General features: G+C 62.0%; 29 protein-coding genes and 2 tRNA genes. 7 read left to right on the top strand and 24 right to left on the bottom strand.

What is annotated here, in order from left to right; all coding sequences use genetic code 11:
• Positions 1-21: 21 nt before the first annotated feature.
• The 3 genes from NKI32_RS06235 to NKI32_RS06225 all read right to left on the bottom strand — a co-directional run bounded on the left by NKI32_RS06235 (position 22) and on the right by NKI32_RS06225 (position 1,473).
• On the bottom strand, positions 22-696 hold the full coding sequence (locus tag NKI32_RS06235; protein WP_023667707.1) for a protein-L-isoaspartate O-methyltransferase family protein: 675 nt from the start codon (positions 694-696) through the stop codon (positions 22-24).
• Positions 697-805: 109 nt separating this feature from the next.
• Positions 806-879, bottom strand: a tRNA-Cys gene (locus tag NKI32_RS06230).
• A 333-nt stretch (positions 880-1,212) separates the two neighbouring features.
• Positions 1,213-1,473 (bottom strand): PGPGW domain-containing protein, encoded by a 261-nt coding sequence (locus tag NKI32_RS06225; protein WP_027050334.1) that lies wholly within the window; start codon positions 1,471-1,473, stop codon positions 1,213-1,215.
• Positions 1,474-1,704: 231 nt separating this feature from the next.
• Here NKI32_RS06225 and NKI32_RS06220 point away from each other — a divergent pair.
• From NKI32_RS06220 to NKI32_RS06200, 5 genes are all read left to right on the top strand, one after another.
• A tRNA-Asn gene (locus NKI32_RS06220) sits at positions 1,705-1,779 on the top strand.
• 113 nt (positions 1,780-1,892) lie between these two features.
• Positions 1,893-2,603 carry a hypothetical protein gene (locus NKI32_RS06215; RefSeq protein WP_353002271.1) on the top strand — a complete coding sequence of 237 codons (711 nt, stop codon included), beginning with the start codon at positions 1,893-1,895 and terminating at the stop codon, positions 2,601-2,603.
• 1,300 nt (positions 2,604-3,903) lie between these two features.
• Positions 3,904-4,203, top strand: coding sequence for a hypothetical protein (locus NKI32_RS06210; RefSeq protein ID WP_352511713.1), 300 nt, complete (start codon positions 3,904-3,906; stop codon positions 4,201-4,203).
• Positions 4,194-5,285, top strand: coding sequence for an acyltransferase family protein (locus tag NKI32_RS06205; protein WP_352511715.1), 1,092 nt, complete (start codon positions 4,194-4,196; stop codon positions 5,283-5,285). Before NKI32_RS06210 ends, NKI32_RS06205 begins: the two co-directional genes overlap by 10 nt.
• Entirely contained in the window at positions 5,285-6,307 is a 1,023-nt protein-coding gene (locus NKI32_RS06200; protein WP_352511716.1) for an acyltransferase family protein, read from the top strand. The genes NKI32_RS06205 and NKI32_RS06200 overlap by 1 nt, the downstream gene beginning before the upstream one ends.
• A gap of 199 nt (positions 6,308-6,506) precedes the next feature.
• Here NKI32_RS06200 and NKI32_RS06195 read toward each other — a convergent pair whose 3' ends face one another.
• The 10 genes from NKI32_RS06195 to NKI32_RS06150 form a co-directional block, all read right to left on the bottom strand.
• Positions 6,507-6,662, bottom strand: a complete 156-nt coding sequence (locus NKI32_RS06195) for a hypothetical protein (protein ID WP_352511717.1) — start codon at positions 6,660-6,662, stop codon at positions 6,507-6,509.
• A gap of 77 nt (positions 6,663-6,739) precedes the next feature.
• Complete coding sequence (locus tag NKI32_RS06190; protein ID WP_352511718.1) at positions 6,740-7,096, bottom strand: hypothetical protein; 357 nt, start codon at positions 7,094-7,096, stop codon at positions 6,740-6,742.
• Positions 7,097-7,409: 313 nt separating this feature from the next.
• Entirely contained in the window at positions 7,410-7,823 is a 414-nt protein-coding gene (locus tag NKI32_RS06185; RefSeq protein ID WP_352511720.1) for a DUF6074 family protein, read from the bottom strand.
• A gap of 18 nt (positions 7,824-7,841) precedes the next feature.
• Positions 7,842-8,303, bottom strand: coding sequence for a hypothetical protein (locus tag NKI32_RS06180; protein WP_352511721.1), 462 nt, complete (start codon positions 8,301-8,303; stop codon positions 7,842-7,844).
• Positions 8,300-9,220, bottom strand: a complete 921-nt coding sequence (locus NKI32_RS06175; RefSeq protein WP_352511723.1) for a hypothetical protein — start codon at positions 9,218-9,220, stop codon at positions 8,300-8,302. Before NKI32_RS06175 ends, NKI32_RS06180 begins: the two co-directional genes overlap by 4 nt.
• Positions 9,217-9,399, bottom strand: a complete 183-nt coding sequence (locus NKI32_RS06170) for a hypothetical protein (protein WP_031197728.1) — start codon at positions 9,397-9,399, stop codon at positions 9,217-9,219. The genes NKI32_RS06175 and NKI32_RS06170 overlap by 4 nt, the downstream gene beginning before the upstream one ends.
• Positions 9,399-9,545: a helix-turn-helix transcriptional regulator gene (locus NKI32_RS06165; RefSeq protein WP_352511724.1), complete on the bottom strand. Its 147-nt coding sequence runs from the start codon at positions 9,543-9,545 to the stop codon at positions 9,399-9,401. The genes NKI32_RS06170 and NKI32_RS06165 overlap by 1 nt, the downstream gene beginning before the upstream one ends.
• A 317-nt stretch (positions 9,546-9,862) precedes the next feature.
• Positions 9,863-10,429 (bottom strand): hypothetical protein, encoded by a 567-nt coding sequence (locus NKI32_RS06160; RefSeq protein ID WP_352511725.1) that lies wholly within the window; start codon positions 10,427-10,429, stop codon positions 9,863-9,865.
• The gene (locus tag NKI32_RS06155) at positions 10,426-10,887 is read right to left on the bottom strand and encodes a site-specific integrase (protein WP_353002266.1); all 462 of its coding nucleotides are present in this window, start codon (positions 10,885-10,887) and stop codon (positions 10,426-10,428) included. The genes NKI32_RS06160 and NKI32_RS06155 overlap by 4 nt, the downstream gene beginning before the upstream one ends.
• A gap of 71 nt (positions 10,888-10,958) precedes the next feature.
• Positions 10,959-11,729: an integrase arm-type DNA-binding domain-containing protein gene (locus NKI32_RS06150; protein ID WP_352511726.1), complete on the bottom strand. Its 771-nt coding sequence runs from the start codon at positions 11,727-11,729 to the stop codon at positions 10,959-10,961.
• Between the two features lie 416 nt (positions 11,730-12,145).
• Between NKI32_RS06150 and NKI32_RS06145 the strand changes: the two genes are divergently transcribed.
• Positions 12,146-13,153 (top strand): dihydroxyacetone kinase subunit DhaK, encoded by a 1,008-nt coding sequence (locus NKI32_RS06145; protein ID WP_352652040.1) that lies wholly within the window; start codon positions 12,146-12,148, stop codon positions 13,151-13,153.
• A gap of 24 nt (positions 13,154-13,177) precedes the next feature.
• Positions 13,178-13,819: a dihydroxyacetone kinase subunit DhaL gene (gene dhaL, locus NKI32_RS06140; protein ID WP_353002263.1), complete on the top strand. Its 642-nt coding sequence runs from the start codon at positions 13,178-13,180 to the stop codon at positions 13,817-13,819.
• A 15-nt stretch (positions 13,820-13,834) separates the two neighbouring features.
• Here the strand turns inward: dhaL and derI are convergent, their stop codons facing one another.
• The 11 genes from derI to NKI32_RS06085 all read right to left on the bottom strand — a co-directional run bounded on the left by derI (position 13,835) and on the right by NKI32_RS06085 (position 26,620).
• Entirely contained in the window at positions 13,835-14,272 is a 438-nt protein-coding gene (derI, locus tag NKI32_RS06135) for a D-erythrulose-4-phosphate isomerase (RefSeq protein WP_023672592.1), read from the bottom strand.
• Positions 14,273-14,298: 26 nt separating this feature from the next.
• A complete protein-coding gene (locus tag NKI32_RS06130; RefSeq protein WP_352763580.1) occupies positions 14,299-15,066 on the bottom strand; it encodes a triose-phosphate isomerase in 768 nt (255 codons plus the stop codon).
• A 78-nt stretch (positions 15,067-15,144) separates the two neighbouring features.
• Complete coding sequence (locus tag NKI32_RS06125) at positions 15,145-16,083, bottom strand: sugar phosphate isomerase/epimerase family protein (protein WP_023744770.1); 939 nt, start codon at positions 16,081-16,083, stop codon at positions 15,145-15,147.
• A complete protein-coding gene (locus NKI32_RS06120) occupies positions 16,083-17,636 on the bottom strand; it encodes a glycerol-3-phosphate dehydrogenase (protein WP_502897912.1) in 1,554 nt (517 codons plus the stop codon). Before NKI32_RS06120 ends, NKI32_RS06125 begins: the two co-directional genes overlap by 1 nt.
• Positions 17,597-19,156 carry an FGGY-family carbohydrate kinase gene (locus tag NKI32_RS06115; RefSeq protein WP_353002258.1) on the bottom strand — a complete coding sequence of 520 codons (1,560 nt, stop codon included), beginning with the start codon at positions 19,154-19,156 and terminating at the stop codon, positions 17,597-17,599. Before NKI32_RS06115 ends, NKI32_RS06120 begins: the two co-directional genes overlap by 40 nt.
• A gap of 110 nt (positions 19,157-19,266) precedes the next feature.
• Complete coding sequence (locus NKI32_RS06110) at positions 19,267-20,208, bottom strand: D-ribose ABC transporter substrate-binding protein (RefSeq protein WP_081726801.1); 942 nt, start codon at positions 20,206-20,208, stop codon at positions 19,267-19,269.
• Positions 20,209-20,247: 39 nt separating this feature from the next.
• Positions 20,248-21,381 carry an ABC transporter permease gene (locus tag NKI32_RS06105; protein WP_352511733.1) on the bottom strand — a complete coding sequence of 378 codons (1,134 nt, stop codon included), beginning with the start codon at positions 21,379-21,381 and terminating at the stop codon, positions 20,248-20,250.
• A 25-nt stretch (positions 21,382-21,406) separates the two neighbouring features.
• A complete protein-coding gene (locus NKI32_RS06100) occupies positions 21,407-22,945 on the bottom strand; it encodes a sugar ABC transporter ATP-binding protein (protein WP_352769418.1) in 1,539 nt (512 codons plus the stop codon).
• Positions 22,942-23,589: a DUF2291 family protein gene (locus tag NKI32_RS06095; protein ID WP_502895748.1), complete on the bottom strand. Its 648-nt coding sequence runs from the start codon at positions 23,587-23,589 to the stop codon at positions 22,942-22,944. Before NKI32_RS06095 ends, NKI32_RS06100 begins: the two co-directional genes overlap by 4 nt.
• Before the next feature lie 33 nt (positions 23,590-23,622).
• Positions 23,623-24,636: a sugar-binding transcriptional regulator gene (locus tag NKI32_RS06090; protein WP_352769421.1), complete on the bottom strand. Its 1,014-nt coding sequence runs from the start codon at positions 24,634-24,636 to the stop codon at positions 23,623-23,625.
• Between the two features lie 325 nt (positions 24,637-24,961).
• Positions 24,962-26,620: a glycerol-3-phosphate dehydrogenase/oxidase gene (locus NKI32_RS06085; protein WP_352769454.1), complete on the bottom strand. Its 1,659-nt coding sequence runs from the start codon at positions 26,618-26,620 to the stop codon at positions 24,962-24,964.

Raw genomic sequence — 26,620 nt, 5'->3', positions numbered from 1 at the left:
TTTGCTGCAAGGCAAAATCACTTAGAACTCGAAGGCATGAATGCGTTCAAATCCGGGTAGTGGCTTAATTGCCGCATTAAATGCCCGTCTTCCGGTTACAACCCCCCCTGCATTGAAAAAGAGCCGGGCTACGCCCGCATTGCCCTGCCCTTCCACAGCCACCAGCCGGCCGCCTTCGGCAAGCTGGTCAAGCAGCGCCGCAGGCACTTTCTCGACGCTGCCGCCGATGAGAATCACATTGTAGGGCGCCTTGGCGGCATGACCTTGCGGCAGTGGGCCGGTGACCACGGTGACGTTATCGCAGCCCTGCGCCGAAAGCGCCGCTTTGGCTGCTTCCGCCAGTGTGGTATCGCTTTCCAGCGCCACGACGGATTTGGCCAGCCTGGACAGCAGCGCCGCGGAATAACCGGTGCCGCAGCCGACATCGAGCACCGAATCGCCGGCGTCGATCTCGGCCAACTGCAAAAGCTTGGCCAGTGGCGACGGCTCCATGAGGTAGCGCGCACCGCTGCCATCGGCGCCGTCGGAGATGCGGATATCCTCGTCAATATAGGCGAGAGCCTGTTGGCCGGCCCCGACAAAGGCCTCGCGCGGCACGGCAAGCATGGCGTCGAGCAATGCTGCGTCGGTCACATCGGTGGTGCGTACCTGGCCGTCGACCATCTTGACGCGAAGTTCGGAGAAATCAGCGCTCATGTCCCAACCAATCCGTCAAAAGCCAATGCGCTGAAATGCGCTTGTCGCGCCGACACTGCGGCGCATTCGACCGGAACTCAAGCCCCCGGCATGCGGGAGTTGAAGCGATTGGAGGCCTCGCCCGGAATCGAACCGGGGTGCAAGGATTTGCAGTCCTCTGCGTAACCACTCCGCCACGAGGCCTCATCGCTCCCGGCGAGCGAACTCAATATGGTGGCAGCGGAAGGTCGTCAAGCGTCCGCGCGGCATTCCGGCGCGCTTTCCTCATCAGTCGCCGCAACGTGGTTCCCGAGCGGTTTCAGCGCTTGGCGCACCGGCATATTGGCCGCTCGTCAAGCGTGCTGCGCGACCGGCGAAAATCGAACCCGCAGCTTTACGCAGCGGGAGCAAGCCGGCTTTCGCCGCATAATCGCGCGGCTGGCACAGCGGCTGCCGTTATCGAGAGATCTTCGAGGGGAAATCTGCGAGAGGCTGGAAGCGAAGCGGCCGCTGAACCGGAACCCCGCACCATCGCTTTCAATTTGGCCGACGACGGCGTTCCCACCAGACGACGAACCGGCGCCGCAGGCGGCGCACCGCGGCAAATTCGTAGGAAAGCACCAAAAGGCCGAGCGGAATCATCCAGAAGCCGAGAATCGGCAGGAAACCGAGAAGGCCGAAAAACACCAGCACGATACCGATGGCGATCCTCAGCCCGCGCGAGCGCGGCATGGTGAACTCGCGCCCGAACACCGAGATTTTCCGCGCCGGTGCCTGGTTTTCGTCTGCTGCAGTCATGTCGAAAGTCGATCCGGTTGCCTTCGATAAAGCCATATGCGCTAAAGGCTGCAATCGCCTTTCAGGTTCCGCCGACCAAGGTCCGACGGCGCCCAAGACGGCTCATATGTGGTGTCATCCGGCGATTGCCAGAAACCATTGGGTGAAAATGCGCTAAAAAATGCGAAATGCTTCTTTGCAAAGCTGAAAAGGGTTTGCTATAGGCTGCGCCACTCACATGAGAGCCTCTATTCCCCGGTAGCTCAGTGGTAGAGCAACCGGCTGTTAACCGGTTGGTCGCTGGTTCGAATCCGGCCCGGGGAGCCAACATTTCCAAACATTTAGCCCGCTTTCCCTTTCCTGACCGTTTGCTTGAGTTCCGGACAGGGCAACATCTGGGGCAACGATGACCTTCGCCCTTGCAAATGGTTACTGCTCGCGTGGCGTTCGTCGGCGCAGACCGTCTATACAGCGGCGTGGACAGCATGAAGTCGTTCGCGGCCACCAAGATGGCCAGGCTGGAAACCGTCGACGGTCACGGCTTCATCACCTATGCTGGCGCCGGCGCGAGATCAGGTAGCAAGCCTTTCGAAGTCAGCGAGTGGATCGAGGGCGTTCTGCGCGGAGCGAACCGGACGCTCGATCAGACCTTGCGGGAAATTGCCGCTGCTGCCGAAGAGCAAGGCTTCGATAAACACGCCCCCGGCCACACGTTCGGGTATGTGGGCTTCATCGACGGGAAGGCCCGAGTTGCGGCTATTACGTCGCTGGACCAGATGCAAATGAGGCTGGAGACGGGTGCCTCGACAATCGATACGAAAGGCCAAACCAAATTTCGGGTGATGGACTTCAAGCTCGGGCCGCGTGCTTATAGCTTTGGCATCGCTCTCGGCTCAGGCGCTCCCCACTTCCTGCCCGTGACGATTATGCAAACAATGACGAGACAGGCCGCTCGTGCCAGAACCAAGGAGCGTGCAGCCGACCGTCTCTGCGCATGGTTCGTGCGAATGAACAGGGAGATCAGCGCGAAGGAGCCGGCGACCGTGGACCGCAAGCACTTTGCGCATGGGCTTACCGCGAAGGCGGCGGGGCGCATTCAGCTTATGATGCCGATGGCCGTCGAATCAACAATACAGGCATGCTGCCATTGATCTCGAAAGGCTTCCCGATGAACCAAGTGCTCGGGCCACTCTGGGAACATGTTCAACGGCAGATGGCGACGGGGTGGAAGACCGGTGAAGCTCCCCCTGTGCCATCGCAGGAAGAACTGAATGCAATTACTCGGTCCATTGACGATCGACCGCAGCGGAAATTCTTAAAAGCAGCCCGCCATAGCAAGACAGGGGGCTGGTTGTTTCGGCACGGAATGATCTAGCGCGCCCAGCCCGGCACCGCGGGGCCGCGGGCCATTTATCGCCAATTGGCGAAAGGTCAGTCGCGAAGGATGCGCGTCACCCCCGGTATGATCTTCAGCAGAGGTAAGTCGCCGATCTCGCCGCTTCGCCAGCGCCCCCAATCGCGCACGACGTCTTCACATAGGCCTGCGTCACATCAGGGCGGCGCTGCGCAAACTCTCGTAGGATTGCCTTCCCGATCGCATAGCCCGTGCCTGAGAAGAGCGCGGGCCCGCCGAGGCCGCTGATGTCGCAGGCATCCTCAAGGCTCCAGGCTTCCAGCCCGACGCCGCTTTGCCCCGTACGGTTGCCCCAGCCAAGGCTCGGCTCGTAGTCCCCTTCGTCCTGCGAATCGTGTCGTCTTGGACGTCGCCACCGTGCTCGTTCTCCTCCTCGCGCTCGCCGTCCTGGGCGTGCAATTCCAATTGGCTGCCATATCCCCATCCGACGCTTTCCTCGAGATCAGGATCCGGGCTCATTGCGTCGAGCAGGTTGCTATCCCCAGGCGGTCGTTTTCCGCCACGGTGAGGAAGATTGCCCCGTCTTCACGGCGCATTTCAGGTTGATGGATGGTCATGATGTAGGCTCTCTGGTTTCGGCTTCTCACGGCCGGTTGCCAGTGGACAGCACTGGCGCCGGGAGGGTGAGAACATGGCCAGAGACCATGCGCGAACGGCCTTTCCCTTTCGGGTCTTGTATAGCCGCCGCTCTCCCGGCATAGTGCTGCCGTTCGCTCCGACGGCTAAGTCGGCTCGTTCTACCCGTTGGCAATATCGATCCTTGGAGGGATCGCCCCGCTAACGCTCTGGGTGCAGATGGCCCGGCAGGGCCATCTGCGGGAGTTCTCACGCTCCGCCGGTGATGATGCGCCGACACCTTTAAAAACTCAAGCACGCCCTTGCGGGGGCGAAGCTTGCGCGCGCAACATAGGCGGAAGAACAACCAACGGGGGAGGCTTCCAGTGGAATGGCGCACAGGCCCGGCACAGCCGTCTGGCTGACATCTATTAGCTCCCGCTCACCTTGACGCCAGCGCCGGCTGCTCCAGAATCTGGGACATGGCTCGGGGCAATATCAAAGTTGGCGATGAGGTCGCCGTCACGGCGGTTGTGCGCGGCCGGGTGACACCCGATCGCATCAGCGTGACGATCCCCTCCTATGACTTCCCGCATTCTGTTGTCGATTCGACTTCGAAGGCTGTGATTGGCCAGCATATGGAGCTCACCGGCAAGGTCACGCGCGTTGACGGCGACACCGGTGACCGTCAGCCTCCGGCCATTGGTGACTGTCGACGTCGAGCATGTTCGCCTGGTCGAGAGCTACGTCGCGCCAAAGCGGAAGAATCCACTTGTCGATAAGGCCTAGCTACTACCCTTGGCTGCTGGCTGCAGGCGTTTCTCTGTGGTATCGGCAAAAGATGGGAGGCAACAACAAAGAGCAACGTTACACCGGTCTGCAGGCTTTACGAGCTATCGCTGCCCTATTGGTTGTGATTCAACATGCGGGCTATTTTTCCGGCCTTGTGACAGGATCTGATACGCTCGGCTTTCGGCATCTCCAGCTTGGCACCACTGGTGTTTTCATCTTCTTCGTCATTTCCGGCGCAGTCATGGCACTGGAGTCCAAGGAAGGGCCGACGGCCTTTGCTCTTGCGCGCCTGACACGAATATACCCTGCCTTCTTCCTCGCCCTCGTCTTCGCCTATGTCGTACTGTGGATCGCAGGGACACGCCCCCACGTCGGACCGGATGCTTCCCTGCTTCTGCTTCCGACCGGTGATCTCAATTCCACGTTCAATATCCCCTATTGGACGCTGATTTACGAGATGCAGTTCTATTTCCTGCTTTGGCTGGCCATGCTTTGCCGGACTTCTCACCAGCAGAGGATGTGGCTGGCTGTCGGTTGGGCTGTAGTCATCTTGGCTGCAGGCGCTGCGAGAGTGGCGGTGCCCGTTGCAAACCCAACTGCCACACAGATACCGCTTGTCGGAGTGAATTTATTTTTCGTCATCGGCTATGTGATGGCGTCGGGCATGATGACAAAGGACTGGCGACCGTTTTTTATCCTGCTGGTGCTGACTTCGATCATGAGTGTGTACGCAAATGCCTGGAGCGGAACTTACCTCGGGCTCGCTGTCCTGAGTGCTTCGGCGGTATTCGTCGCCCTCAAAATCGAAGCCGGCTTAGTGCCGAAATGGTTGGCAAAGGCAGGGGACTATTCCTACGGGCTCTATCTCGCCCATCTGTCGATCATCTCCGCGATCTATACCTTGGCGCCAGGCTGGCCGCTTTGGGCGATGGTGGTCACTATGCTGTGCGCAGGGCTGGGAGGCGGCTTGATGTTTGGCCGCCTGGAGCAATGGCTCTATGTGAGATACTGGCGGCCAATCGCCAAATGGGCATATTTGGTTAGTCCCGTAGCTCAGGCTCAAGCCAGTTAATGGCGGCGCAGCGAAATTACGATCTGGACGCGCTTCGCGGGCTGGCAGCGCTCAGCGTGGCGGTCGGGCATTGCGCTACCGCTATCGGTGGCGTTGGCCCTGCGTTGCGTATGACCATCGAAACAGCACCGGACGCGACGCTGCAGGATGGCGTTTTTCGGCTCCTGCACATCGTCTTTCATGCCGACGCTGCGGTTATCGTGTTCTTTGTTCTGTCGGGTCTGGTGCTTTCCCGGTCGCTTAGGAGCCGAGACGATGGCATTGTGGCCTACATCGTCCAAAGAACTTTCCGCCTTTTCCCGGTGGCGGCCGCCTCAGCACTCATCATTGGCTATCTGACGCCGGCAAGCACCTGGTCGCAGATCCTAGGCGCTTCGATCTTGTACGACACCTCTCTAAACGGGGTGCTGTGGACACTGCAGATCGAGGTCTGGGGAAGCCTTTGGGTCTACGCCGCAGCGACAGGCAGGCGAATACACCCGGCAATCTTCTATGCCTTTGTAGCCGCCACAATCGCAGTTTCCTACTTCGACCATCGCCCGGTTCCGCTGTTCATGAGCGCCTTCGCCCTTGGCGCGATCATCGACGATCTGCCGGCCACCGTGATCACCCGCGTTGCCGCTGTGCTCGGGCTTGTCGCCCTAATGACGGCTGACTTCATGCTCGGCCAGGGCTTTGCAATGCGTTGTTGGCAGATGGCGGGAGCGGTTTGTGTAGTTGCCTACATTTCACGCAATTCGACCTGGCTGACGGCGAATCGCTTCGCCCATTTCCTCGGGCGGATAAGCTACCCGTTTTACCTACTTCACCTTGCGGGCGCGCTGATCGTCGCAAAGCTTGGGGTAAGGTCGCTAGACCTCGACCCCTTTTCGCTCTTTGCAGTCTACAGCGTCACGTCGATCGCCATAGCCATCGCCCTCGCGTGGATCACTCACCTTGCTGTCGAAGTCCCCGGCATGGCCCTAGGCGAGAGGATCCGGCGCCTGCTTGCAGCGCCGAGGCCCGTGCCCACAGTGGCCTAGTCCACTATCTCAACCGTCTGGCCCTGGCAGGTGATATCGCCAGCGCTCGCCACTCCGTTCTGCCCTTGGAACTTGACGACGATCGCTCCTCTGGTGGCCTCGGCACCTGTGCCTCATACGACCTGCGAGATGCTGCTTCCTCCGACTGTCGTGCGCCTGTAGGTCTCTGCCGAAGCGCCAGTCACGAGCAGCTCGGCGCTCACCTCCCACCCGATGGCGTTGAGCCGCCCATGTTGGTCGCGCCGAACCATAGCCGGCCGGTCTTGGTGTTCGCATTGGCGGCAGTCGTGCCCCAGGACCTGATGCGAACGCGCTGACCAACCTTAAGCGCAGCAGCGGGGATGCTGTAGGTCATCAGGTCTTCAGCGGTCGTGACGGCTGTCGTGGAAGCCGGCGTGACGTTAGCCGACACCATGTCCGAGCTAACGCCATTCACCAGGCGCTGGCCGGTTGCATTGACGCCCGCCGTGCCGAGCACGTTCTTACCGAAAAGCCGAACGTCGGCGTAGGGTGACGCGCCAACGTCGACGTCGTAGAACGCGCCCGCCGCCTGATTACTATGAAGCGCACTCGGGTGAGTTCAGCGGCCACGGAAAGCTCGGCCGCGGTCTGGACCTTGGAGAGCGTCACAGGGGTCAGCGTGTCGGCACCGCCGAGCGCTTGGGCGAACATGTCGACAAGCTCCTGCCGGCGGCGCCACTCGCGCGTGCGGCGGTCCAGCATGCCTTGAGCAAGGCCGCCATACTTGCGGGCGATGTCAGGCGCTTGAGCGGGGTTGATGGCTAGCACTTTCGTTGCCCTTGCGTTGCCCCAGATAAATTATCGACGCAGACGATGCGGCAAGAATGGCTGATTTGCAAGGGTTCGACGGGTGAGAACAACCGGTTTGAAGCCGGATGGGCGCTAGTGTGCGCTCTTTTTTGACGCTTAGCAGCGGGTGAGAAAAAGTCGCGTTCCGAGCACGAGCATTGGGCGATTTTCTCAGAACTCAGTTTCAATGCAAACAGGGGCAATGAGGAGCCTCGCGCGCGCGGCGTTTAGCGCTGACAGGAAGACGCGGGGCCTGAGGCCCCACACCCCCACTCGTTCCGCTTCGCGGACATTATGCTGCCGTTGGCGGCGGCGCTCCATGATTGGGCATGGAATGGTCGATAGTGCTGGCAACGGCTGCCGAGTATCGACGGATTTCCATATCGACTTGGCGGCAGGGAATACCGACGGCGCGAAGCTGGGCTCGGAGGCCTTTGACGTGCTCGCTCCAGAACTTGCGGCCGGCGTATAGTCGAGGGTGCAGAGTTCGTGTGCGATGGCGCGGATAAGGACGACGCGGCGATCGGCGGGGAATGCCACTATCTGGCCGGTCTTCCTTGCTCGCTGCTTGAAAAGGTCGAGTTGTGTCATGCGTCACCCGAGCAAGAGATGGCTGTATTAGCGGGACCACTGTGGTCTCGCCTGCGGAGGGGTGCGGGAAAGGTCCATGCGGGACCACTGTGGTCCAGGAGACCAGCGCCGGCATGCGGGACCATTGTGGTCCTCATGGCTCCTCACCTCTCGCTGTAAATTTTGGATTGAAGGGCGTCGGCAGCGCCAACCGAAGCGTCCGCACTTCGTTGATGCCACCACCCGGGATTTTGTGCCGACACCGGCTCACGATGAACAGGCCGAGCCGCTCGTACAGGCCTATCTCGCGGGATATCGTTTTGATTGAGCAGCCTCCTCCCATCTTGGCAAATTCGAAATTCGTGCCGCTGATGGTCCCGGCCTTCATGTTGAGGTGCTGTCGGACGAAGGCCAGCAACCGGAAGCTGATGTTCTCGGCGTGAACGATTTGCAGGGCGCAGTGGTGCCAGTCGGCGAAAGCCTCCTCGCATTCCTTGAACGTGGATCCCCACCTCATGTGGATGGCAGCGCTGCGCTGGATCTTCTTCCGCTTGCCGCTCCACCGCGGATTGCTGGCGTCGGCGCCGGGGATGAATGGGCTGGGCTGGACGGTCACGCATCCCCCCTCGGGGCCGGCAAGGCTGCAGTGATCAACTGCCGCTCGCGTGCCTGTATATCGCGGTCTTCATGGAACTGGTGAACGTCGAACAGGTCGATGATATGTGACCGCAAGATATGAGCGATGTTGTCGGGCGACAGCGCCTCGAGTTGGCATGTCTCACCCTCCCATCGCGCGGTGCGGCTGTCGGTCTTCTTGGGCGGCACGGTAGGCAGCGAATAGCGAAACACCTGGTCGGCGGTCAGGGCGATGCGTTTGAAGTCGACTGTCACCGAACTCCATGGGCGATCGGCGATGACGAAGGCAGAGACGTCCTCGGCGATGACATCGAACATCGATTTGCCGCTCGGGTCATAGTCGCCCAGGTGCAAGATCACCGTCGGCTTTGCGATCTCGCATATTCGATCGGCCAGATCCTTCTTCGCAGTGAGACTGTCGAAGCCGCCTGAGGAATAGGCTTGCACCGAGAATTCTCGGCTGACCTTGAAGAGCTGCGACAGCATGCCGGCGGCGTCGCACCAGACCTCGACGTGCAGGTTTTGATTGGCGAGCATGTTCCGATGGTAGTTTTCGCCGAGCACCCGCACATGGCGCAGGAAATGGTTCTGGTCGTCAAAATGGTCCATGCGGAGCGTGACCACGCCATCGTCGCGGATCGCATTGAACGGGATCACCCGGCCGCGGCGCGCGTTGCCGATATGGTCGATCAGCTTCGAGTAAAACGACTCATCCTTCGGATAACCGTAGGCGCCGACCAGCCGATAAAAGACATGGCGGATCGTGAGCGGCCAGTGTTCCCGGTATTCGGTGAGAACCATGTCGACCGCATCGAGCAGCGTCTTGGTCTGCGGCTGGTAGTTGGCGATGTAGCCCTTCGGTCGGCCAGTTTTACGGCTAGGCGTAATTTCGCTCATGTGGCGCGGGCCCGCCGCAGGTTCGCTTCCCTGATCGCTTCGATCGCTTCAGCAGCGGTCAGGCCGAACGCCTGCTTCAGGTGGGGGATAATTGGCCGGCTGATGCGCTCCCGGCTGTCAGATCGCAGCCAGGCTGCAGCCTCATCGATAGCGGCGCTATGTTCGTGATCAGTGGTCATTAGGCCACCGCGTCTCGCTGGTCGACGCGGGCCTTCACCCAAGCATCTAACTCAGCCTCGACAAAGGCGCGCCGACGGGGCGAAAGGAACACCGGCTTAAACCGGTGCTCCTTGATCATGCGGTCGATGTAATTTCGAGAGTACACGATCCCTTTGAGGGGCGTTCACTGAAGGCGACAAGAGTTTGCATTGGAGTGCCTTACGTTGCTATCGAAGGCCTCATAGCGTAGTCATTTCAGCGTCGGGAAATACACTTCTTTGAAGAAATTTTGTGCGAACAAACCCGCGTGCTGGTTTAGAGCGCAATCAGCACTGGCAAATCAGGATAGCTTGCTTTTCTCTTCATCCCTATAAGCGATGATGCGAGTGACGATCGACTTGCGAGGCGGCGCGGCGCCAAGGAATAGCTTGGCACCGGTCTCAATGAAATTGGCAGTAGGGCTGCCGGCGCTCTCCGATATCTTTATATGAGCAATCGGCACTTTAAACGCCGCGCACCAGAGCCGAGCAAGGCCACGTATGAGCCCATCGATCTCGGGCTGCTCGTTTTTCGTCGGTCGACCTTCAACCATTTTTCCATGCCGTCAGCCATAGCGGTCACGCTCGCAAGCAGGCGGTGAAGCACCCGTTTAGCGATCTCGACGTCACCCTCGGTGAACTCAGCCGGAACGAGGCATGCGTTTAGTTCTTCTTCCGACATGGGGACCGGAGCTGCGTCGTCCCAACTATCAGGCACGCGCACACCCGCCCCAAACTCGGTAGCCGTCGACAACTCGAGCTTTTGGCTATCCGAATACTGCACGGTGGACGACACCGCCTCCTGGAGCCTTTTCCATTCATCGACGGTCCCTTGATGTGTGTCCTTTTTCCGCCGCTCAGCCGACCAATGAAACGTATTTGCAATGTCGTGCAGCTTCGTTCTCAGCCAATCGCCATGAGGCATGGAAAACCCTTGGGATTCCAGCATTGAAAGGATCTCTCGTTCGGCTCGCTCCGAGAAATCGTGCTGATAGTTGAAATTGAGGGTCATTGACCGGCCGCCTTTATCTGGATGACATTGTTGGCCGTCTTGCGGCCTGTCAGCGCCACAAGCGCGCCCTCCCAGCGCGTCAGGGCGTCTCGCTTCACCTTGAGGCGGTCAGACTGGTTGTACGTCCTGACTAGCGCCGTAGGCACATGCCCGATGACAGCCTCGGCAACCTCGTCCATCACGTCGAGCTCGGACAGCCGGGTGCGAACCGTCCGGCGGATGTCATGATTGACCCACGCCGGCAGCTTGGCCTCTTGATCGTCTTTCCGAAGCGCTGCGAGCATGGCGGCGTCAATCCGCAGCTTGACCTTATGGCCGATCGTCACCGGTCCCGCGCCGTCGAGCGAGCAAAGCCAGTTGCATTTCTTTAACCGCGGCAACTTGGCGATGATGCCGAGCGCTTCGTCAGTGAGAGGCACAACGTGATCGCGGCCGGACTTGAAGCGCGCCGCCGGCACAGTCAGCGTCTAGCGGTCAACGTCGACTTCGGTCCATGACGCCTGGGCGATATCGTTGAGGCGCTGGCCGGTCAGCAGCAGCAGCCGATAGACGGCGCTGTAGACGTCGCCAGCGGCCGTGGCAGTCCAGAGCGCCCAATCTCAGCATCGGTCAGGACGCGGTCCCTTGATCCCTTCTCGCCGATGGTGGTGCGCACCTTCTTTGCCCGGAAGGGTGAGGCGGTGATCAGGTCGTCATCGACACACCAGCCGAAGAACGTCCCGATCTTCTGGGCGATGTTGAGCGCCTGCCGCTGCGCGCCGCGCGCATAGATCGGTTCGACCACTTCCATGATGTCGGCATTGGTGAGGGTGGCGACGTCCCTGCCCTTCCACTTCGGCAGGCATTCCCGGTTGAGGTCGCGCTCGTCCTCGTCGGCCTTGCGGATGCCATCGCGGCGCCGGGCTTTGATGAACCGTTCAAGGATGGTTTCGAAAGACCGGTCACGGCTCTCTGTCGCTGCCCTCGCCGCCGCCTGCCGCTCCTCGTCAGCCTGGACCTTCGGGTCAATGCCGCGATCAATGAGCGCTGCCCACTGCCTCGCCTTGGTGCGTGCCGCTTCAAGCGACATGACGTCGTACTCTCCCAGCGCGCGGCGGGCTGGCTGAGTTGCAACACCGAAACGGGCGATGTAGACAAAGCTGACTTGTCCGGCCTTAAGCTTTGAACCGTTGGACGGCTCCTTGTCGGTTACGCGGACGCCCATGCTCGGGACTTGGGCATCCATGATCACGTATCGCTTGCCAGGAGCAGCCGGCTTCAAAGCCTTCAGGCGGTTGTCGGTCAGGTTCTCGCGGGGCATTAGGGCTCTCCGGGGCAACGTCGGGGCAACAGGATGCAACTGCTGCCTATGTTGCCCTGTGTGCTCTAATGTGCAACAGGAAAGCTGAAATCGTTATGAAACAAGGGGTTTTTCAGGAGTGGAACAACCGGTATATGGCGCTGGTGGGCTATCCCGAGAGCGGCTGTTAACCGGTTGGTCTCTGGTTCGAATCCGGCCCCGGGGAGCCACCGCCTTTTCTAAGCCGTGGTGCGATCTTGTACACTACAGCGCCATTGTCCGCGCACTTCGGTCCGCTTAGCTTCTGCCCGAACGGCTGGTAACAGCTACGAAGCCGATCGAGGCAGTTTGGCGGGCATCGCGCCCCTGCCCTCGCCCGAAGGCAGCCTGATAACGCCCGGTATCATCTATGAAAATACCAAATCGGGAGGACGTTGGTGCAAACCAAGAAGATCATCAATGACGGCAATCGCGCCGTCGACGAGATGCTGGAAGGCATCCTGGCTGCGCATCCCCGCCATCTCAAAGCCGTTGACGGAAGCCCGCGCTCGATCATCGCCCGCGATGGACCGCGCCAAGGCAAGGTAGGCCTCGTCATTGGTGGCGGCTCGGGCCACGAGCCGAGTTTTCTCGGCTTCGTCGGCAAGGGGCTGGCCGACGCGGCGGCGATCGGCAATGTCTTCGCCTCTCCGCCGCCCGACCCGATCCTCGAATGCGCCAAGGCGGCGAGCGGCGGCGCCGGTGTGCTGTTCATGTACGGCAACTATGCCGGCGACGTCATGAATTTCGACATGGCGGCCGAGATGGCCGCGATGGACGACATCGAGGTGCGTACGGTGCTGAGCACCGACGACGTCGCTTCCGCGCCCGTTGGCGACAGGCACAAGCGGCGCGGTGTCGCAGGGAACTTCTTCATCTTCAAGGCGACAGGCGCCGCCTGCGACCGCATGTTGTCTTTCGATGAATGCGAACGCATTGCCGGGAAAGCCAACGACCACACCTTTACCATGGGCGTCGCATTGGCGCCCTGTTCGTTGCCGCAAACCCGCCGGCCGAATTTCGAGATCGGACCCGACGAGATGGAGATCGGCATGGGCATCCATGGCGAACCCGGCATCGCACGCGGAAAACTCAAAACAGCCGACGAGATCACCGACGAAATGCTGGACAGGATTCTCTCCGAGATGGCGCCGGCACGCGGCGAGAAAGTCGCCGTGCTGGTCAATTCGCTGGGTTCGACACCGCTGATGGAACTCTACATCATGAACCGGCGGGTGAAGCAGAGGCTTGACGATATCGGTGTATCCATTCACGCAAGCTGGGTCGGCAATTACTGCACCTCGCTCGAAATGGCCGGCGCTTCGATCACGCTGCACCACCTCGACGACGAGTTGCAGACGATGCTCGACCACCCTTGCGACTGCGCCATGTTTCGCGCCGGGTAAACTGGGGACGGCAAGGAGCAAGAGATGACGACAATCGACACCACGCGGCTTGCCGCGATGTTCGCGGCAATCGCCGACGCCATGTCGGCCGACCGGGACCGGTTGTGCGCGCTTGACGGGGTGATCGGCGATGCCGACCACGGCATTGCGATGGAGCTTGGATTTGCCGCGGCACGCGATGCAGTCGGGGCATTGGATACCGGCGCCACCGATCCGACCATCTTGCTGAACACCGCGGCGAAGTCGTTCCTGAACGCAGTCGGCGCATCCTCGGGTCCGCTCTATGCCACCGCGTTCATGCGCGGCGCGGCCGCCGTCAAGGGCAAGGCGACGCTCGACGACGCCCACGCGGTCGCTATGTTCCAAGCGATGGCCAGAGGCATTCAGGATCGCGGCAAGGCCGAGCCTGGCGAAAAGACGATGATCGATGCGTGGGCGCCGGCCGCAACGGCTGCGGGCGAGGCACTGGCCGCCGGCAAGGGGCTGGCCGGAAGCCTTGCGGCCGCAGCCGAGGCGGCAAAGGCCGGCGCGGAGGCGACCAAGACGATGATCGCCACCAAGGGCCGGGCCTCCCGCCTCGGTGAACGCTCGCTTGGCCATATGGATCCAGGCGCGGCGTCCGCCGTAACTGTGATCGAGGCGATGCGGATCGCCTTGACCGGCTAGGTCGGGAGCGGATCCTCAGCGCTTCGCGTCGAGCTTGTCGACAGCCTGCACATTGGCGGCAGAAGGTCCGTTCGGATCGAATTCGGAAGCCAGCCAGGCGTCAGCGATCGATTTCGCCAGTTCGGGGCCGATGACGCGCGCACCCATCGTGATGATCTGGGCGTTGTTGGATTTCGCAGCGCGCTCCGCCGAATAGGTGTCGTGGGTCAACGCGGCGCGGATTCCGGGCACCTTGTTGGCCGAGATGCTGACGCCGATGCCGGTGCCGCAAAACAGGATGGCGCGGTCGTAATTGCCGTCGACAATTTCGTGGCCGACCGCCGCGGCAATATCGGCGTAGAATCCGGCCTGGCTGAGATCGACGACCTGCAGTTCTGGCTTGGTGGCGAGATGCTTGGCGATGACATCGAGCAGCGGCTTGCCGGCGCTGTCGGCTCCGAGTGCGATCTTCATGGCAATCAACTCCTTCGTTTTCGTGGTCAGCGCGCGATGGCGGCCGACGCCTTTTTGAGAATGTCGATATAGCCTTCCGCTTGCCATGCCGAGCGGCCGATGAACAGCCCATCGATATGCGGCTGGCCGATCAGTTCGGCCGCGTTGCCGGGATTGACGCTGCCGCCGTAGAGCACAAGCGGGGCGGTCGGCAACCGGGTTGCTGCGACCTGCTTGATCAGCGCCTGCTGCTTGTCGGCATAGTCGGCGCTGGCCGGAATGCCTTTCTCGCCGATCGCCCACACCGGTTCATAGGCAAAGAGTATCTCTGCCGACAACTCATTGTTTGCGAGACCCTGCAGCGCGCCCAAAACCTGCGCGGTCAGAATTGTGTCGGCGCGGCCGCCCTCGCGCTCGGCCAGCGTCTCGCCGACACAAATCAAGGGTACGAAGCCGTGCTTGACTGCCGCTGCGGTTTTCAGTCCCACGGTCTTGTCCGTTTCGCCAAAATGCTCACGACGCTCGCTATGGCCGAGTTCGATCAGGTCGAGCCCGCAATCCCTCAGCATCACCGGCGAAATCTCGCCCGTCCAGGCACCGGCATCGGCCCAATGCATGTTCTGGGCGCCAACCTTGACGCGGGTGTTGGCGAGCGCCGCCTTGACCTGCCGCACCGCGGTGAAGGGCGGAATGACGAAAGGCTGTATCGCCGGATCGAAGCCCGGCACGAACGCCGCCAATGCCTCGGCGAACTGCAGCGCCTCCGCCAGCGTCTTGTTCATCTTCCAGCTCGTGCCGACCCAATACGGGGCCATTCTTCTCTCCTTCGATCCGAAATTCGGATGATGCGTGTTTCCGGGTCTACGCGCCGGCCTTCGGGCCGACGCTTTCCCTCAAGCGCGAGGCGTGAGACTTTCGCGGCCGCTGTCGATGTAAGGCGCCCAGAAATCCACCGACTCGCGGATCATTGCAATAACCTGATGATCGACCGGCTCCCTCTCCCGGAAGGAAAGTTCGAGGCAAATCTCATTGTCGGTTCCGCCACCCGCCCGCACTGCATCGAGCAGCTTCTGCGGGATGATGCGGCCATCCTTGTTGTATGCGGCCGTGAACGGCCAGTGCCCGCCCTTGTTCATCGACGACTGCTTGATGTGGATGATCGGCGATCGCAACGGGAACGCTTTCGCCCAGGCATAGGGATCGGTGTCGTCAGGATTGGGCGAGGTCACGTCGCCATGGTCGATGTCGACCATCATCTGCATCGGGATCGGCAGCTTGGCCGTATCGATGGCGCCCTGCAATTCGACGCAGCTTTCGATCGTGTGGCCGAACTCCCGCCCCACCGACATCGGTTCCCAGAACAAATAGGTCAGGCCCGCCGCCTTGGCGTGCTCGGCCACTTCGCGCCAGCATTCGAGCGCGATGTCGAGAAGCGCCGCGCGCCGCTGCGGATCGTCAAAATCCTTGTAGGTGAATATGGCGAACTGCGTGCCCATGCCCGACGCGCCAAGCTCGGCGGAAATGTCGGCAAAGGTCTTGAACCAGTCGACATAATAGCGGCGCACATCCGCGTCCGGATGGCCGAAATGGTTGAGCCGGCCATAGGGACCGGTCATGCCGGAGGTGATCCGCACGCCAGTCCGCGCCAGCGCGCTGTTGAACAGGCGAACGAACTTGACGATCGTTGCCGCCGGCCAACCCGGATTGACGAATTCATGCGTCAGCTGCACGTCGCGGATGCCGATGCCATAGGCAATGGCGTCGATCAGATCGTCGGGATCGGCGAAGCGATTGACCAGCGGGTTGGTGTTCAGCGAAAGCGTGAAGGCCATCAGTTCACCGCCGCCATGGTCTTTGTGCACCAGTCTTCGAATGTCTTCCGCTCGGCCGCATTGATATGCAGCCCGTGTTTGGTCCGGCGTTCGAGAACGTCGGCGGCGGTCATCGCCCATTCGGTCTCGAACAGGAAGACAACTTCCCGCTCATAGAAATCCGGGCCGAAACGCCGGCCGAGATCGGCTTCGCCTTTTACCCCTTTCAGCAGAGCGCGCGTGCGCGTGCCGTAGCTTCGAGCATAGTGCTTCACCAGCGACGGGCTAAGCCACGAGAACTCGGCATGCAGATCGCCCAGGAACTGCTCGAAATCCGCGTTGGGCAGGTCGCCTCCCGGCAGGGGAATTTTGGCCGTCCAGGCCTTCTTCATGGTCGGAAAGAAGGGCTGGATCTTTTCCAGCGCATGTTCGGACAGTTTGCGGAAGGTGGTGATCTTGCCGCCGAACACAGAAAGCAGCGGCGCGCCACCGTTCGGGGCGTCGAGTTCGAAGATGTAGTCGCGCGTCACCGCGCTCGGGTTGTCGGCATTGTCGTCATAGAGCGGCCGCACGCCCGAGAAACTGTAGACCACGTCCTGCGCGGTGAGTTGGCGCTTGAAGTAGCGGTTGACCACCTTGATCAGATAATCGATCTCGCTGGCCTCGGCGGCTACTTCCTCGGGCCGTCCCTCGTAGGGAATGTCGGTGGTGCCGATCAGCGCCAGATCGTTCTCATACGGGTTGACGAAGATCACCCGCTTGTCATTGTTCTGGATCAGATAGGCTTGCCGTCCATCCCAGAATTTCGGCACGACGATATGGCTGCCTTTCACCAGGCGAACGTTGCGGGCGGAATTCTGCCCGGCCACGCGGCTGACGATGTCATTCACCCACGGCCCGGCCGCGTTGACCAGCCCGCGTGCGCGGACCCTCGTCACAGCACCGGTGCGGCCGTCCTGCATGTCGATCGACCACAGGCCGCCTTCACGCCTGGCAGCAATACAGGCGGTGCGGGTGAACACCTTTGCGCCGCGCTGTTTGGCATCCAGCGCGTTGAGCAACACCAGCCGTGCATCATCGACCCAGCAGTCCGAATATTCGAAGCCGCGCTTGAATTCGTCCTTGATCGGCGCCCCTTCCGGCGCTGTTCTCAAATTCAGTGTCCTCGTTCCCGGCAACCGCCTGCGGCCGCCAAGATGGTCGTAGAGAAACAGCCCGAGCCGCACCAGCCATGCCGGCCGGTCCTCGGGGCTGTGCGGCAGCACGAAGCGCATTGGCCAGATGATGTGCGGCGCCGCCTCCAGCAGCACCTCGCGTTCGATCAGCGCTTCGCGCACCAACCGGAACTCGTAATATTCGAGGTAGCGCAGGCCGCCATGCACTAGCTTGCCGGAACGCGAACTGGTGCCTTGCGCCAGATCGTCCTTCTCGCACAGGATAACCGACAGCCCGCGACCGGCCGCATCGCGCGCGATGCCGGCGCCGTTGACGCCGCCGCCGATGACGAAGAGATCGACAATATCCGACGTATCACTCAAGGCTTTGCTCCTCTGCGGTGCGCCATGCCCTTCCATACCGGCCGCAGCGCATGGCGCGCCGCGACGAAGGATGGAAACAGCGCATCGTAGGTTTGGGAAAGCGCCTCGTCATAGGCATCGCATTCGCCCAGAAGCGGTGTCACCCATTCGGCGCAGCAATCATCCATCGAGCGATAGACGCCGAGCCCGACCGCGGCCATCATCGCCGCACCCGCGGCGCCGGCCTCCTGGCGGCTGCTGGTCCTGACTTGCGCGCGGGCCGCCGCGGCGATGATGCGGCGCAGCGACGAACTGCGGGCGGCGCCACCCGACAGGCGGATTTCGCCGGGCATACTGCCCATTGCCTGGTAGCAATCGCGGGCCGCGAAGGCCAATCCCTCAAGAACCGCGCGAGCCAGATCGCCAAAACCGTGCTTGACCGAGAGGCCGATAAAGCCTGCACGTGCGTCTGGATCGACAAACGGTCCGCGTTCGCCGGCGAGCGAGATATAGGGCTGATAGACCAGCGATCCCGGCTCCGATCCTTCGACCCAGACATCGAGCGCTTTCAGCAGCTCGTCGCGCGAAGGTTTTGCGCCGCTGGCGGTCAGCACGTCGCGCGCCAGGCCAAGCAGCCAGTCGATGTTGAGCGTCGCCGCCATATTGGATTGCAGTTGCGCATAGGCGCCGGGAACCGGCATGGCGATCGTGTAGCCTGACGCATCGTCGTTGAGGACGACGTCGTCGGCAGTGCGCGCCAAGCGTGTGTGGATGCCGGTCGATCCGATGACCGTGCAGCCGACATTGCCGCTTGGATCATAGAGGCCGGCGCCGAGCGCGGTGCTGACCATGTCGACGTAGCCCAGTACCACCGGCGTGCCCTCAAGCAGGCCGGTCTCGTTTGCTGCCGACGCAGAAAGCGGATGATGGTCGGTCGTGCCTTCGAGCATGGGGGGCAGCAGGCGGCGGTGCGACGTCAGACCCAGAATGTCGAGCACCTCGTCGGAATAGCTGCGCGCGCGGAAATCGCCGAAGGTGAATGTTCCCTCCGAAGGATCGGTGGCGCGCTCGCCGGTCATCTTGAAATAGAGCCAATCCTTGCAGTGAAAGGCAGTGGCGGCGCGCTCCAGGATTTCCGGGTTGTTTTTCTTCAGCCAGCTGAGCTGAGACCCCTGCTGGCAGGCGTTGAGCCCGGTGCCGGTGATCTCGAACCGTGTGCGATCCCGGGGATCGCCGCGCATCTCGTCCACCAGATGTCCGGCGCGCGCATCGAGCCAGAGCCAGGCGCGCCCGACCGGCATGCCGTCGCCATCGATCAGCCAGGTACCGTCGCCCTGCCCGGTGATCGCGACGGCCGCGGTTCGCCGCGCGAGGTCGGGAACTTTCGTCGTCAGCTCGACAACGGTCAGCACCATGTCGCGCCAGGTTTGACCGAGGTCCTGTTCGGCTCCGCCGCCTTCCAGTGTGACGAAGCTGTTGGTCACCGACGCCATTGCAAGCTGCCGCCCCGACAGATCGAAAGCGACCGATTTGATCACGGACGTTCCCGCGTCGATCCCGATCAGCAGGTCTTTCATGCCGCAAGTTCCGGATGTTTATGAAGGCAATTCACAAGGAGCAGTCTTTGTTGTCTCGAACCCATGGAAGAGCCAGGGAGTGTCCGCGAAGGACACCCCCTGAGCAGGTTTTACTCCGACAGCACGAAGGGTGCGGTGTACTTGTCCACATTGTCCTTGGTGATGAGCAGGCAATCGAACAGCTGCTTCTCGCTGGTGGCGCCGGTAGCGCCCGTCTTGATGAACGAGTCGGCCTGCTGCACGGCCTTGGCCGAGAAGATGGCCACCGGCTGAAGCACGGTGTACTGCAGTTCGCCGGACTTGATGGCCGCAACCGCATCCGGGGAACCGTCAAAGCCGCCGACCTTGATGCCGGCGAGCTTGCCAGCTTCCTTCAGCGCCGCAACCGCGCCAAGCGCCATTTCATCGTTGCCGCTAATCACGGCGATGATGTCGGGATTGGCTTGCAGCATGCTCTGCATCTTGTCGTGTCCCTGGGTACGATCCCAGTTGGCGACCTGCGAAGCGGCCTTTTCGAGATCCGGATACTGGCTCAGCACGGTCGCGTAGCCGTTCGAGCGCGTGGCCGCGTTGTTGTCCGACGGGGCGCCGAGCAGTTCGACATACTTGCCCTTTTCACCGACCGCCTGCACCCACTGCTGGGCACCGAGAGCCGCACCCTGGGCGTTGTTGGAGACGAGCTGTCCCTTGGCAAGACCTTCCTGGTTGATCTCGGCATTGACGAGGAAAACCGGGATGTTGGCGGCAATCGCCTTCTTCACCGCGCCGACCGAACCATCGGCATTGGCCGGGTCAAGGATGATCGCCACCGACTTGTTGGTGATGGCGGTGTCGATCAGATTGCTTTCGGTATTGGTGTCGCCCTTGTGGGCGGCGACGTTGGCTGTATAGCCAAGCTTTTCGGCTTCGGCCTTGGCGACGTTGCCTTCGGTCAGCCAGTAGGGGTTGGCCGGATCGTTGACGATGATCGAGATCAGGCCTGCGGCCGATGCGGCTGCGCTAAACCCGACCACCATCGCGGCGGCAAGCAAACTTCTAAGCACGATTTTCATGTACATTCCTCCAATGATTTTACGCGGTCTTGCTGCCAGTCAGCTGGCAGTCTTCCCTTGGGCAGGATTGGCCGGTTCGGCCTTCCCCCGTTTCTGAGAAGTCGGTTGGCCGCCCGGCGAAGCTGGAAGCTTGCTACGGCGGCGATACTGAACGGCATTGAGGAGCACGGCGAGCACGATGACGGCGCCGGTGAACACTGTCTGCCAGTAGGATGAGATGCCGATGATCACCAGACCGTCGGACAGGAAGCCGATGACGAAGGCCCCGAGCAGAGTGCCACGAATATTGCCGCGGCCGCCAGTCAGTGCGGCGCCGCCGATAACGACGGCGGCGATGGCCGTCAATTCGTAGGTGGTGCCCGCGGTCGGCCCGGCCGAGGTCAACTGCGAGGACAGGATCAGGCCGGCAATGGCGGCACAGATGCCTGAAAGCACATAGACCGAAATCTGCACGGTCTTGACCGGAACGCCGGACAGTTCGGCGGCGCGCTCATTGCCGCCCGAGGCGTAGAGCCAGCGCCCGAACGCGGTGCGGTTCAGGACGATGCTGCCGATCAGCGCGATGACCGCCAGCACCACCACGCCGGTCGGCACGCCGAACAGACGGTTAAAGCCGAGCGCGTCGAAACCGGTGTTGCCCAACTCCGGCTTGCCGCCGAGATTGTTGTAGGTCAGGCCGCTGGTCATCAGCAGCGCCAGGCCGCGCGCCATGTACATGACGCCGAGCGTGGCGACGAAGGCCGGAACCTTGAACCGCGCGATCAGCACGCCGTTGATAAGCCCGACGGCCGCACCCAGCATGCAGGCCAGCACCGCGACCACCCAGACCGGCGGGTAGAGAACGACGCCCAGCCAGGTCAGCGTCACGCCCTGCATCAGAAACCCAGCGACGACGCCGGCAAGCCCGAGCGTCGACCCCACCGACAGATCGATGCCGCCATTGAGGATGACGAGCAGCATGCCGACGGCGAGAATCCCGAAGATGGCGACATGCGAGGCCATGGTCAGGAAATTCGCCACCGAAAGGTAGTAGGGCGACAGGATCGAGAAGACGACGATGATGACGATCAGGGCAAAGAAGGCCCGGCCTTCGAGCAGCAGCTTGGCCACGTCGAAGCCCTCGCCGCCCGCATTGGGGCTGGACTGTTTGCTGGCCTGGCTGACATCGCTCATGGGTCGGGGCTCCGAAATTCTATGGTCAGGCGACCACGGCTTCGCCGGAGGCGGCCATGATCTGCTCTTTGGTGGCGTTGGCGCCGAATTCGGCTGAAATCTTGCCGCGCCGCATCACGACGATGCGGTGGGCGATGCTGAGGCACTCATTGACCTCCGAGGTCGAGAAGACGACCGCCAGGCCTTGCGCGGCGCGCTCGCTGAGCAAGCGAAAGACTTCGGCCTTGGCGCCGACATCGATGCCGCGGCTCGGCTCGTCGAGAAGGATGACCTTGGGATCTGTCGTCAGCATCTTGCCGATGACGACCTTCTGCTGGTTGCCGCCCGACAGCGATCCGATCATGGCATTGCCGCCCGCGGTCTTGATGGTCACCTTGCGGATCGAATTGTCGATCAGTGCGCGCTCCCTCGGCCGGGAGAGGAAGAGCCCCTTGGCGAATGCCTCGATACTGGCAAGCGACAGATTGCGGCCGACGGTCATGGTCTGAACCAGGCCATCGCGCTGGCGATCCTCGGGGACCAGAACCAGACCTCGGGCGATGCGCTGGGCAATGGTCAGCCCCGAAACGTCCTCACCCTCCAGCAGCGCCCGCCCGCCCGCCATGGGCACACGGCCGGCGACGGCCTCCAGCAATTCCGTGCGGCCCGCGCCCATCAGCCCATAGATGCAGACGATCTCGCCCGCTTTGACATCCAGCGACAGATGATCGACGACGTAGCCTGAACCCGAAGCGTCGGTGACGCTGACATCCTCGATCGACAGCGCCACCGCGCCGAACTCGTGGCCGGTCGGCGGCGAGCCGAGATCGAAATTCTCGCCCACCATGTTGCGGACGATCCATTCGAGGTCGATGTCCTTGGCCTCGGCCGTCGCCGTGATCGCCCCGTCACGCAGCACGACGGCGTAGTCGGTGATCTGCAGCGCCTCTTCGAGGTGATGCGAGATGTAGACGATGGAGACGCCGCGGCTGGTCAGATCGCGGATCACCTTGAACAGCACTTCGACCTCCGTGGCGCTCAGCGCGGAGGTCGGCTCGTCCATGATCAGGATGCGGGAATCGACTGACAGCGCGCGTGCGATCTCGACGATCTGCTGCTGCCCCAGGCGCAGGTCCTCGACCAGGGTCATCGGATCAATGTCCTCTTCGAGGTCGGCCATCAGCGCCCGCGCCTGGCGCGCCTCCTCGGCGAAGTCGAGGCCGGTTCTGGTGCGCAGTTCGCGGCCCATGAAGATGTTGTCGCGAACGCTCAGATTCGGCGCCAGGCTGAGCTCCTGGTGGATGATCGAAATGCCGCGATCGCGCGCGTCCGAAGACGAGGCAAAGCTGACGAGATTGCCGTCGAGCACGATGTCGCCGGATGTCGGCGTCACCACGCCGGACAGGATCTTCATCAGCGTCGATTTGCCGGCGCCATTCTCTCCGAACAGGGTGGTGACCTTGCCGCGATGGATGTCGAAGTTGACGCCCTTGAGCGCGTGGACGCCGCCATACGACATGACGACATTGCGCGCCGAAAGCACGGCATCGCCAGTCGCGGGTTCTGTGCCGGCAGCCATTGTCATTTGACGTCCAGCCTCACCGGTGTGACCAGCCAGCTCTTCGGATTGACCAGCTTGAAGACGCCGACCACCGCTATTGTCTTGCCGCTCAAGGCACTGGTATCGACTTTCGCCAGCACCTCCTTCTTCATCTCGTTGTTCAGCGCCGAGCCGGCGTCCTGATACTCGATCTGGTTGGTGAACTGACCAAAGGTGATCTTGCCGGTGGCGTCGCGAAGCTCGGTTCCGTTGATCGCCGGCCCAGTCTGCACGCGGACCGTCAAAGTGTCGGGCAAACCGTCGACGGCGACCTTGTAGATGCCCGATTTTCCCTCGCCGACGACGCCGGTGAACTTGACCGAGATGACCGGTCCGACACCCGCCGGCACGCCATATTCCTTTTCGGCCGTCGCCCTGTCCTTGGCGATCGCCGTCGCCACCGTCGCGGCGTCGGCGGCACGCGCTTCGACATCGGCTTGCACCTTGGGGAATTCAGATTTGCCGTAGTCGGCTGCCGAAAACACGGCGTTGCGAACATCGCCGGCAGAGCCGATCTTGATCACCTTGGTGTCGAGCGCCATGGCGCCGAGCAGAACCAGAGCCGCGGCGCCGGCAAGCACCCGGCGCAGGCCGGGCGAAGCTTGCCGGGCGGTGGCCTTCGCGCTCATGATGCAACCACCAGCGGTGCGGATTGTCCGTTGTCACGCATTCGAAGTTCCTCCGTTCACGCGGCGCTTCGCGGCCCCGGCTGCATCGTCGAGCTCGACCAGGGCGCGGGCCGTGCATTCGTCGGTGATCAGGCCGCTGAGATAACGGCTTTCGAGTACTGCCTTGATGGCGCGCACCTTCACCTTGCCGCCGGCAACGGCAACGATCCTGCGGCCCTTCAACTGATCGCGCGGAAGCGCCAGTATTCTTTCCGACAGGGCCGTTTCGACCGGACGCCCCTTGTCGTCGAAGAAATGCGCCAGCAATTCACCGACGCCGCCGTCCCGCTTGACCTCATCGATTTCGGAAGGCTCGATCATGCCGGTGGCGACCAGCGACGCCTCCCGCTCGGCCGTGCCTATTCCGACGAACATCAGGTCGGACCGGCTGGCGAGAGCGAACACATCGCTGATGCCGCGTTGGCCAAGCAGCACTTCACGGTCCTCGGCGGTATTGGCGACAAAAGGCACCGGCATGACAAAGGCCTGCGCGCCTGTCCGCTCTGCCAGGCGATGCATGACGTCGTGCGGGTTGGCGGCGAATTTGCGCGTCACGCCGCCAAGCAGCGAGACGAAACGGATGTGAGCAGCAGTTGCCCGCGTCAGATATTCGACGCTGGCGGCAAGCGTGCGGCCATGGCCGACGCCGATCAGCATGTCTTCGCCGCGATCGATTTCGCGCTTCAGGAACTGGGCGCCTGCAATGCCCAGCCCCTTCAGCGGCAGGTCGTCCTGATCGAGATCGGGAACCACCTCGCAATAGTGGAGCCCATAGGCGGCGATCAGGCGCTGTTCCAGGTCGACGCATTCGGCGACGTCGCCGTCGATGAAGACCCTGACCAGACCTTCCTGGTTGGCCTTGGTGATCAGCCTATGCGCCTTGAGGCTGGTCAGGCCAAGCCGCTTGGCCACCTGGGCCTGGGTCAGACCACCGGCATAGTGCAGCCAGGCCGCGCGCGTGGCGAGGCTGGATTCATGGTCGCGGTTTGCGCTTCCGCCGGAATTCAAGCCATCCCCTCCCCAGGGTGATAATATTATCTTTGTGTGCAAAAATTTTCATACCTTTGCACCGCTGTCAATCCCTCCGCAGATGGGTTGCCTCAGCCGACGTTCGGCAGCCAACGCGAGCCTATTAGAAGGTAAGCATATAATATGACCATACGGTACTGTTAACTTAACGTCAATTTGTGTTACCGATCCAGTGACGGCATGAGCCCGTAGGCGCCGGCAAATCCCAATCCGGGTGCAAAATGGGAAGGTTGATGCACACGGCGGAACAAGGGCAAATCGATCGGATTGCCTCAGGAAAAGCTAGGCGTCGGCGATCAAGCGATCAGTCCAGCCGCATCAGGTTCCTGCCCTCGAGCTCGACAACAGCGGCTTCGACCTCCCGCGTGAGGCGCTCGGTGCTCCACCCCAACGCCCGCCCGGCGATCGCGGCAATCTCCTGCAGGTCGCGGCTCGTCAGCGAGCCGCCTATCGCCAACGTGCTGCGGCGCATGACGACATCGGCCAGATGTTCGACGAACTCGTTGCGCGCGATGTAGTCGATTTCCGCCTTGCCGTAGCCGCCGGAGTCCGGCAGGCAACCCTCATCATCCGACCCGTGCCTGGCGATCTCAACGGCTCTGGTCCCGTAGCGCGACAGCAATTGATCAAGGCGCCCTTCCCCGGCGCCCGTTGCCTGCTGTGCCTCAGCCAGCCAGTCCGCGCGCGCGGCGGCATTGGCCGGAAAATCCCGCCCACCGCCGATCGGCATCGACTGAGTCGACATCTTGCGGCTGCGCTGCAAGCGCTTGAGTACGGTATCAGTGACTTCCTCGGCAAAGCCGCGGAACGTCGTCCATTTGCCGCCGACCAGCGAAATGACTGCAAAGGGCCTGTTGCCGTCCGGCTCGGCAACGGGCGCCGAATGATCGCGGCTGATCAGTCCGGGCGTCGCTGCTTCAGACGTCGGCAGCGGCCGGATGCCGCTATAGGCGTAGACGATCTGGTCGTGCTCGAACGCCATGCCCGGCAAAAGCGTTCCCACGCTGTCGAGCAGATAGTCGACTTCTTCGGGTTCGCAGCGCACCGCGTCGGGATTGTCGGCTTTGATGTCGGTCGAACCGACCAGCGCCAGGCCGAGATAGTCGTAGACCAGGCAGATGCGGCCGTCATCGGCCTCGAAATAGAGCATGCGCCCATTTAGGCTTTTGACCAGTTCGTCATGCTTTAACAGGATATGCGAGCCCTTGGTGCCGCCGATCATCTTCGATGGAGCACCAAGCAACGCATTGACGTCGTCGATCCACGGACCGCCGGCGTTCACCACCAGCTTCGGCCGCACCGAAAAGGCCGCGCCGTTTTCCGGCTGGAAGGTGAGCACGCCATTGGCTGAAGCCGCCAGTGTCGTGTAGTTGGCACCGGCAGACGCCGCGTGAGCCTGCAAGCCGTCGAGGATCAGTTCCAGCACCAGCCTTTCCGGGTGACTTATCTTGGCGTCGTAGTAGGTCCCGGTGGCGACGATCGCCGGATTGAGCGCCGGCATCTCGCCAAGCGCCTGCCGCCGCGCGACCATGCGGTGGCGCGGCATGACCTGGTTTCGCGAACCATAGAAGTCGTAGATCATCAGCCCGATCTTGATCAGTATGGCGCCGCGGCTGCGCGGCGCGCTGGTCGAGCCGAACAGCGTTCGCAACGCCGCCAGCATGCCCTTGCCCCACGAGAAGATCGGGATGACGGTCGGCAGCGGGCTGACATAGTGCGGCGCGTTTTGCAGAAGCAGATTGCGTTCGAGCGTCGACTGCGCCACCAGCCCGAACTCGCCGGTCTCGAGATATTTCAGGCCGCCGTGGATGAGCCGCGACGGCGCGGCACTGGTGCCCGAGCCGAAATCCGCCTTGTCGACGATCAGGCAGTTGACACCTTGCGCGCACAGATCGCGAAACAACCCTGCCCCGTTGATGCCGGCGCCAAGAATGACGACGTCGACCTCGCCGGTCGCAGCCAT

Origin of the sequence: Mesorhizobium sp. M0761, assembly GCF_040320205.1 — a bacterium.
Taxonomy (GTDB): Bacteria; Pseudomonadota; Alphaproteobacteria; order Rhizobiales; family Rhizobiaceae; genus Mesorhizobium.
The sequence above is the reverse complement of the archived record's forward strand: the minus strand, read 5'-3'. Positions and strand labels throughout refer to the sequence as shown.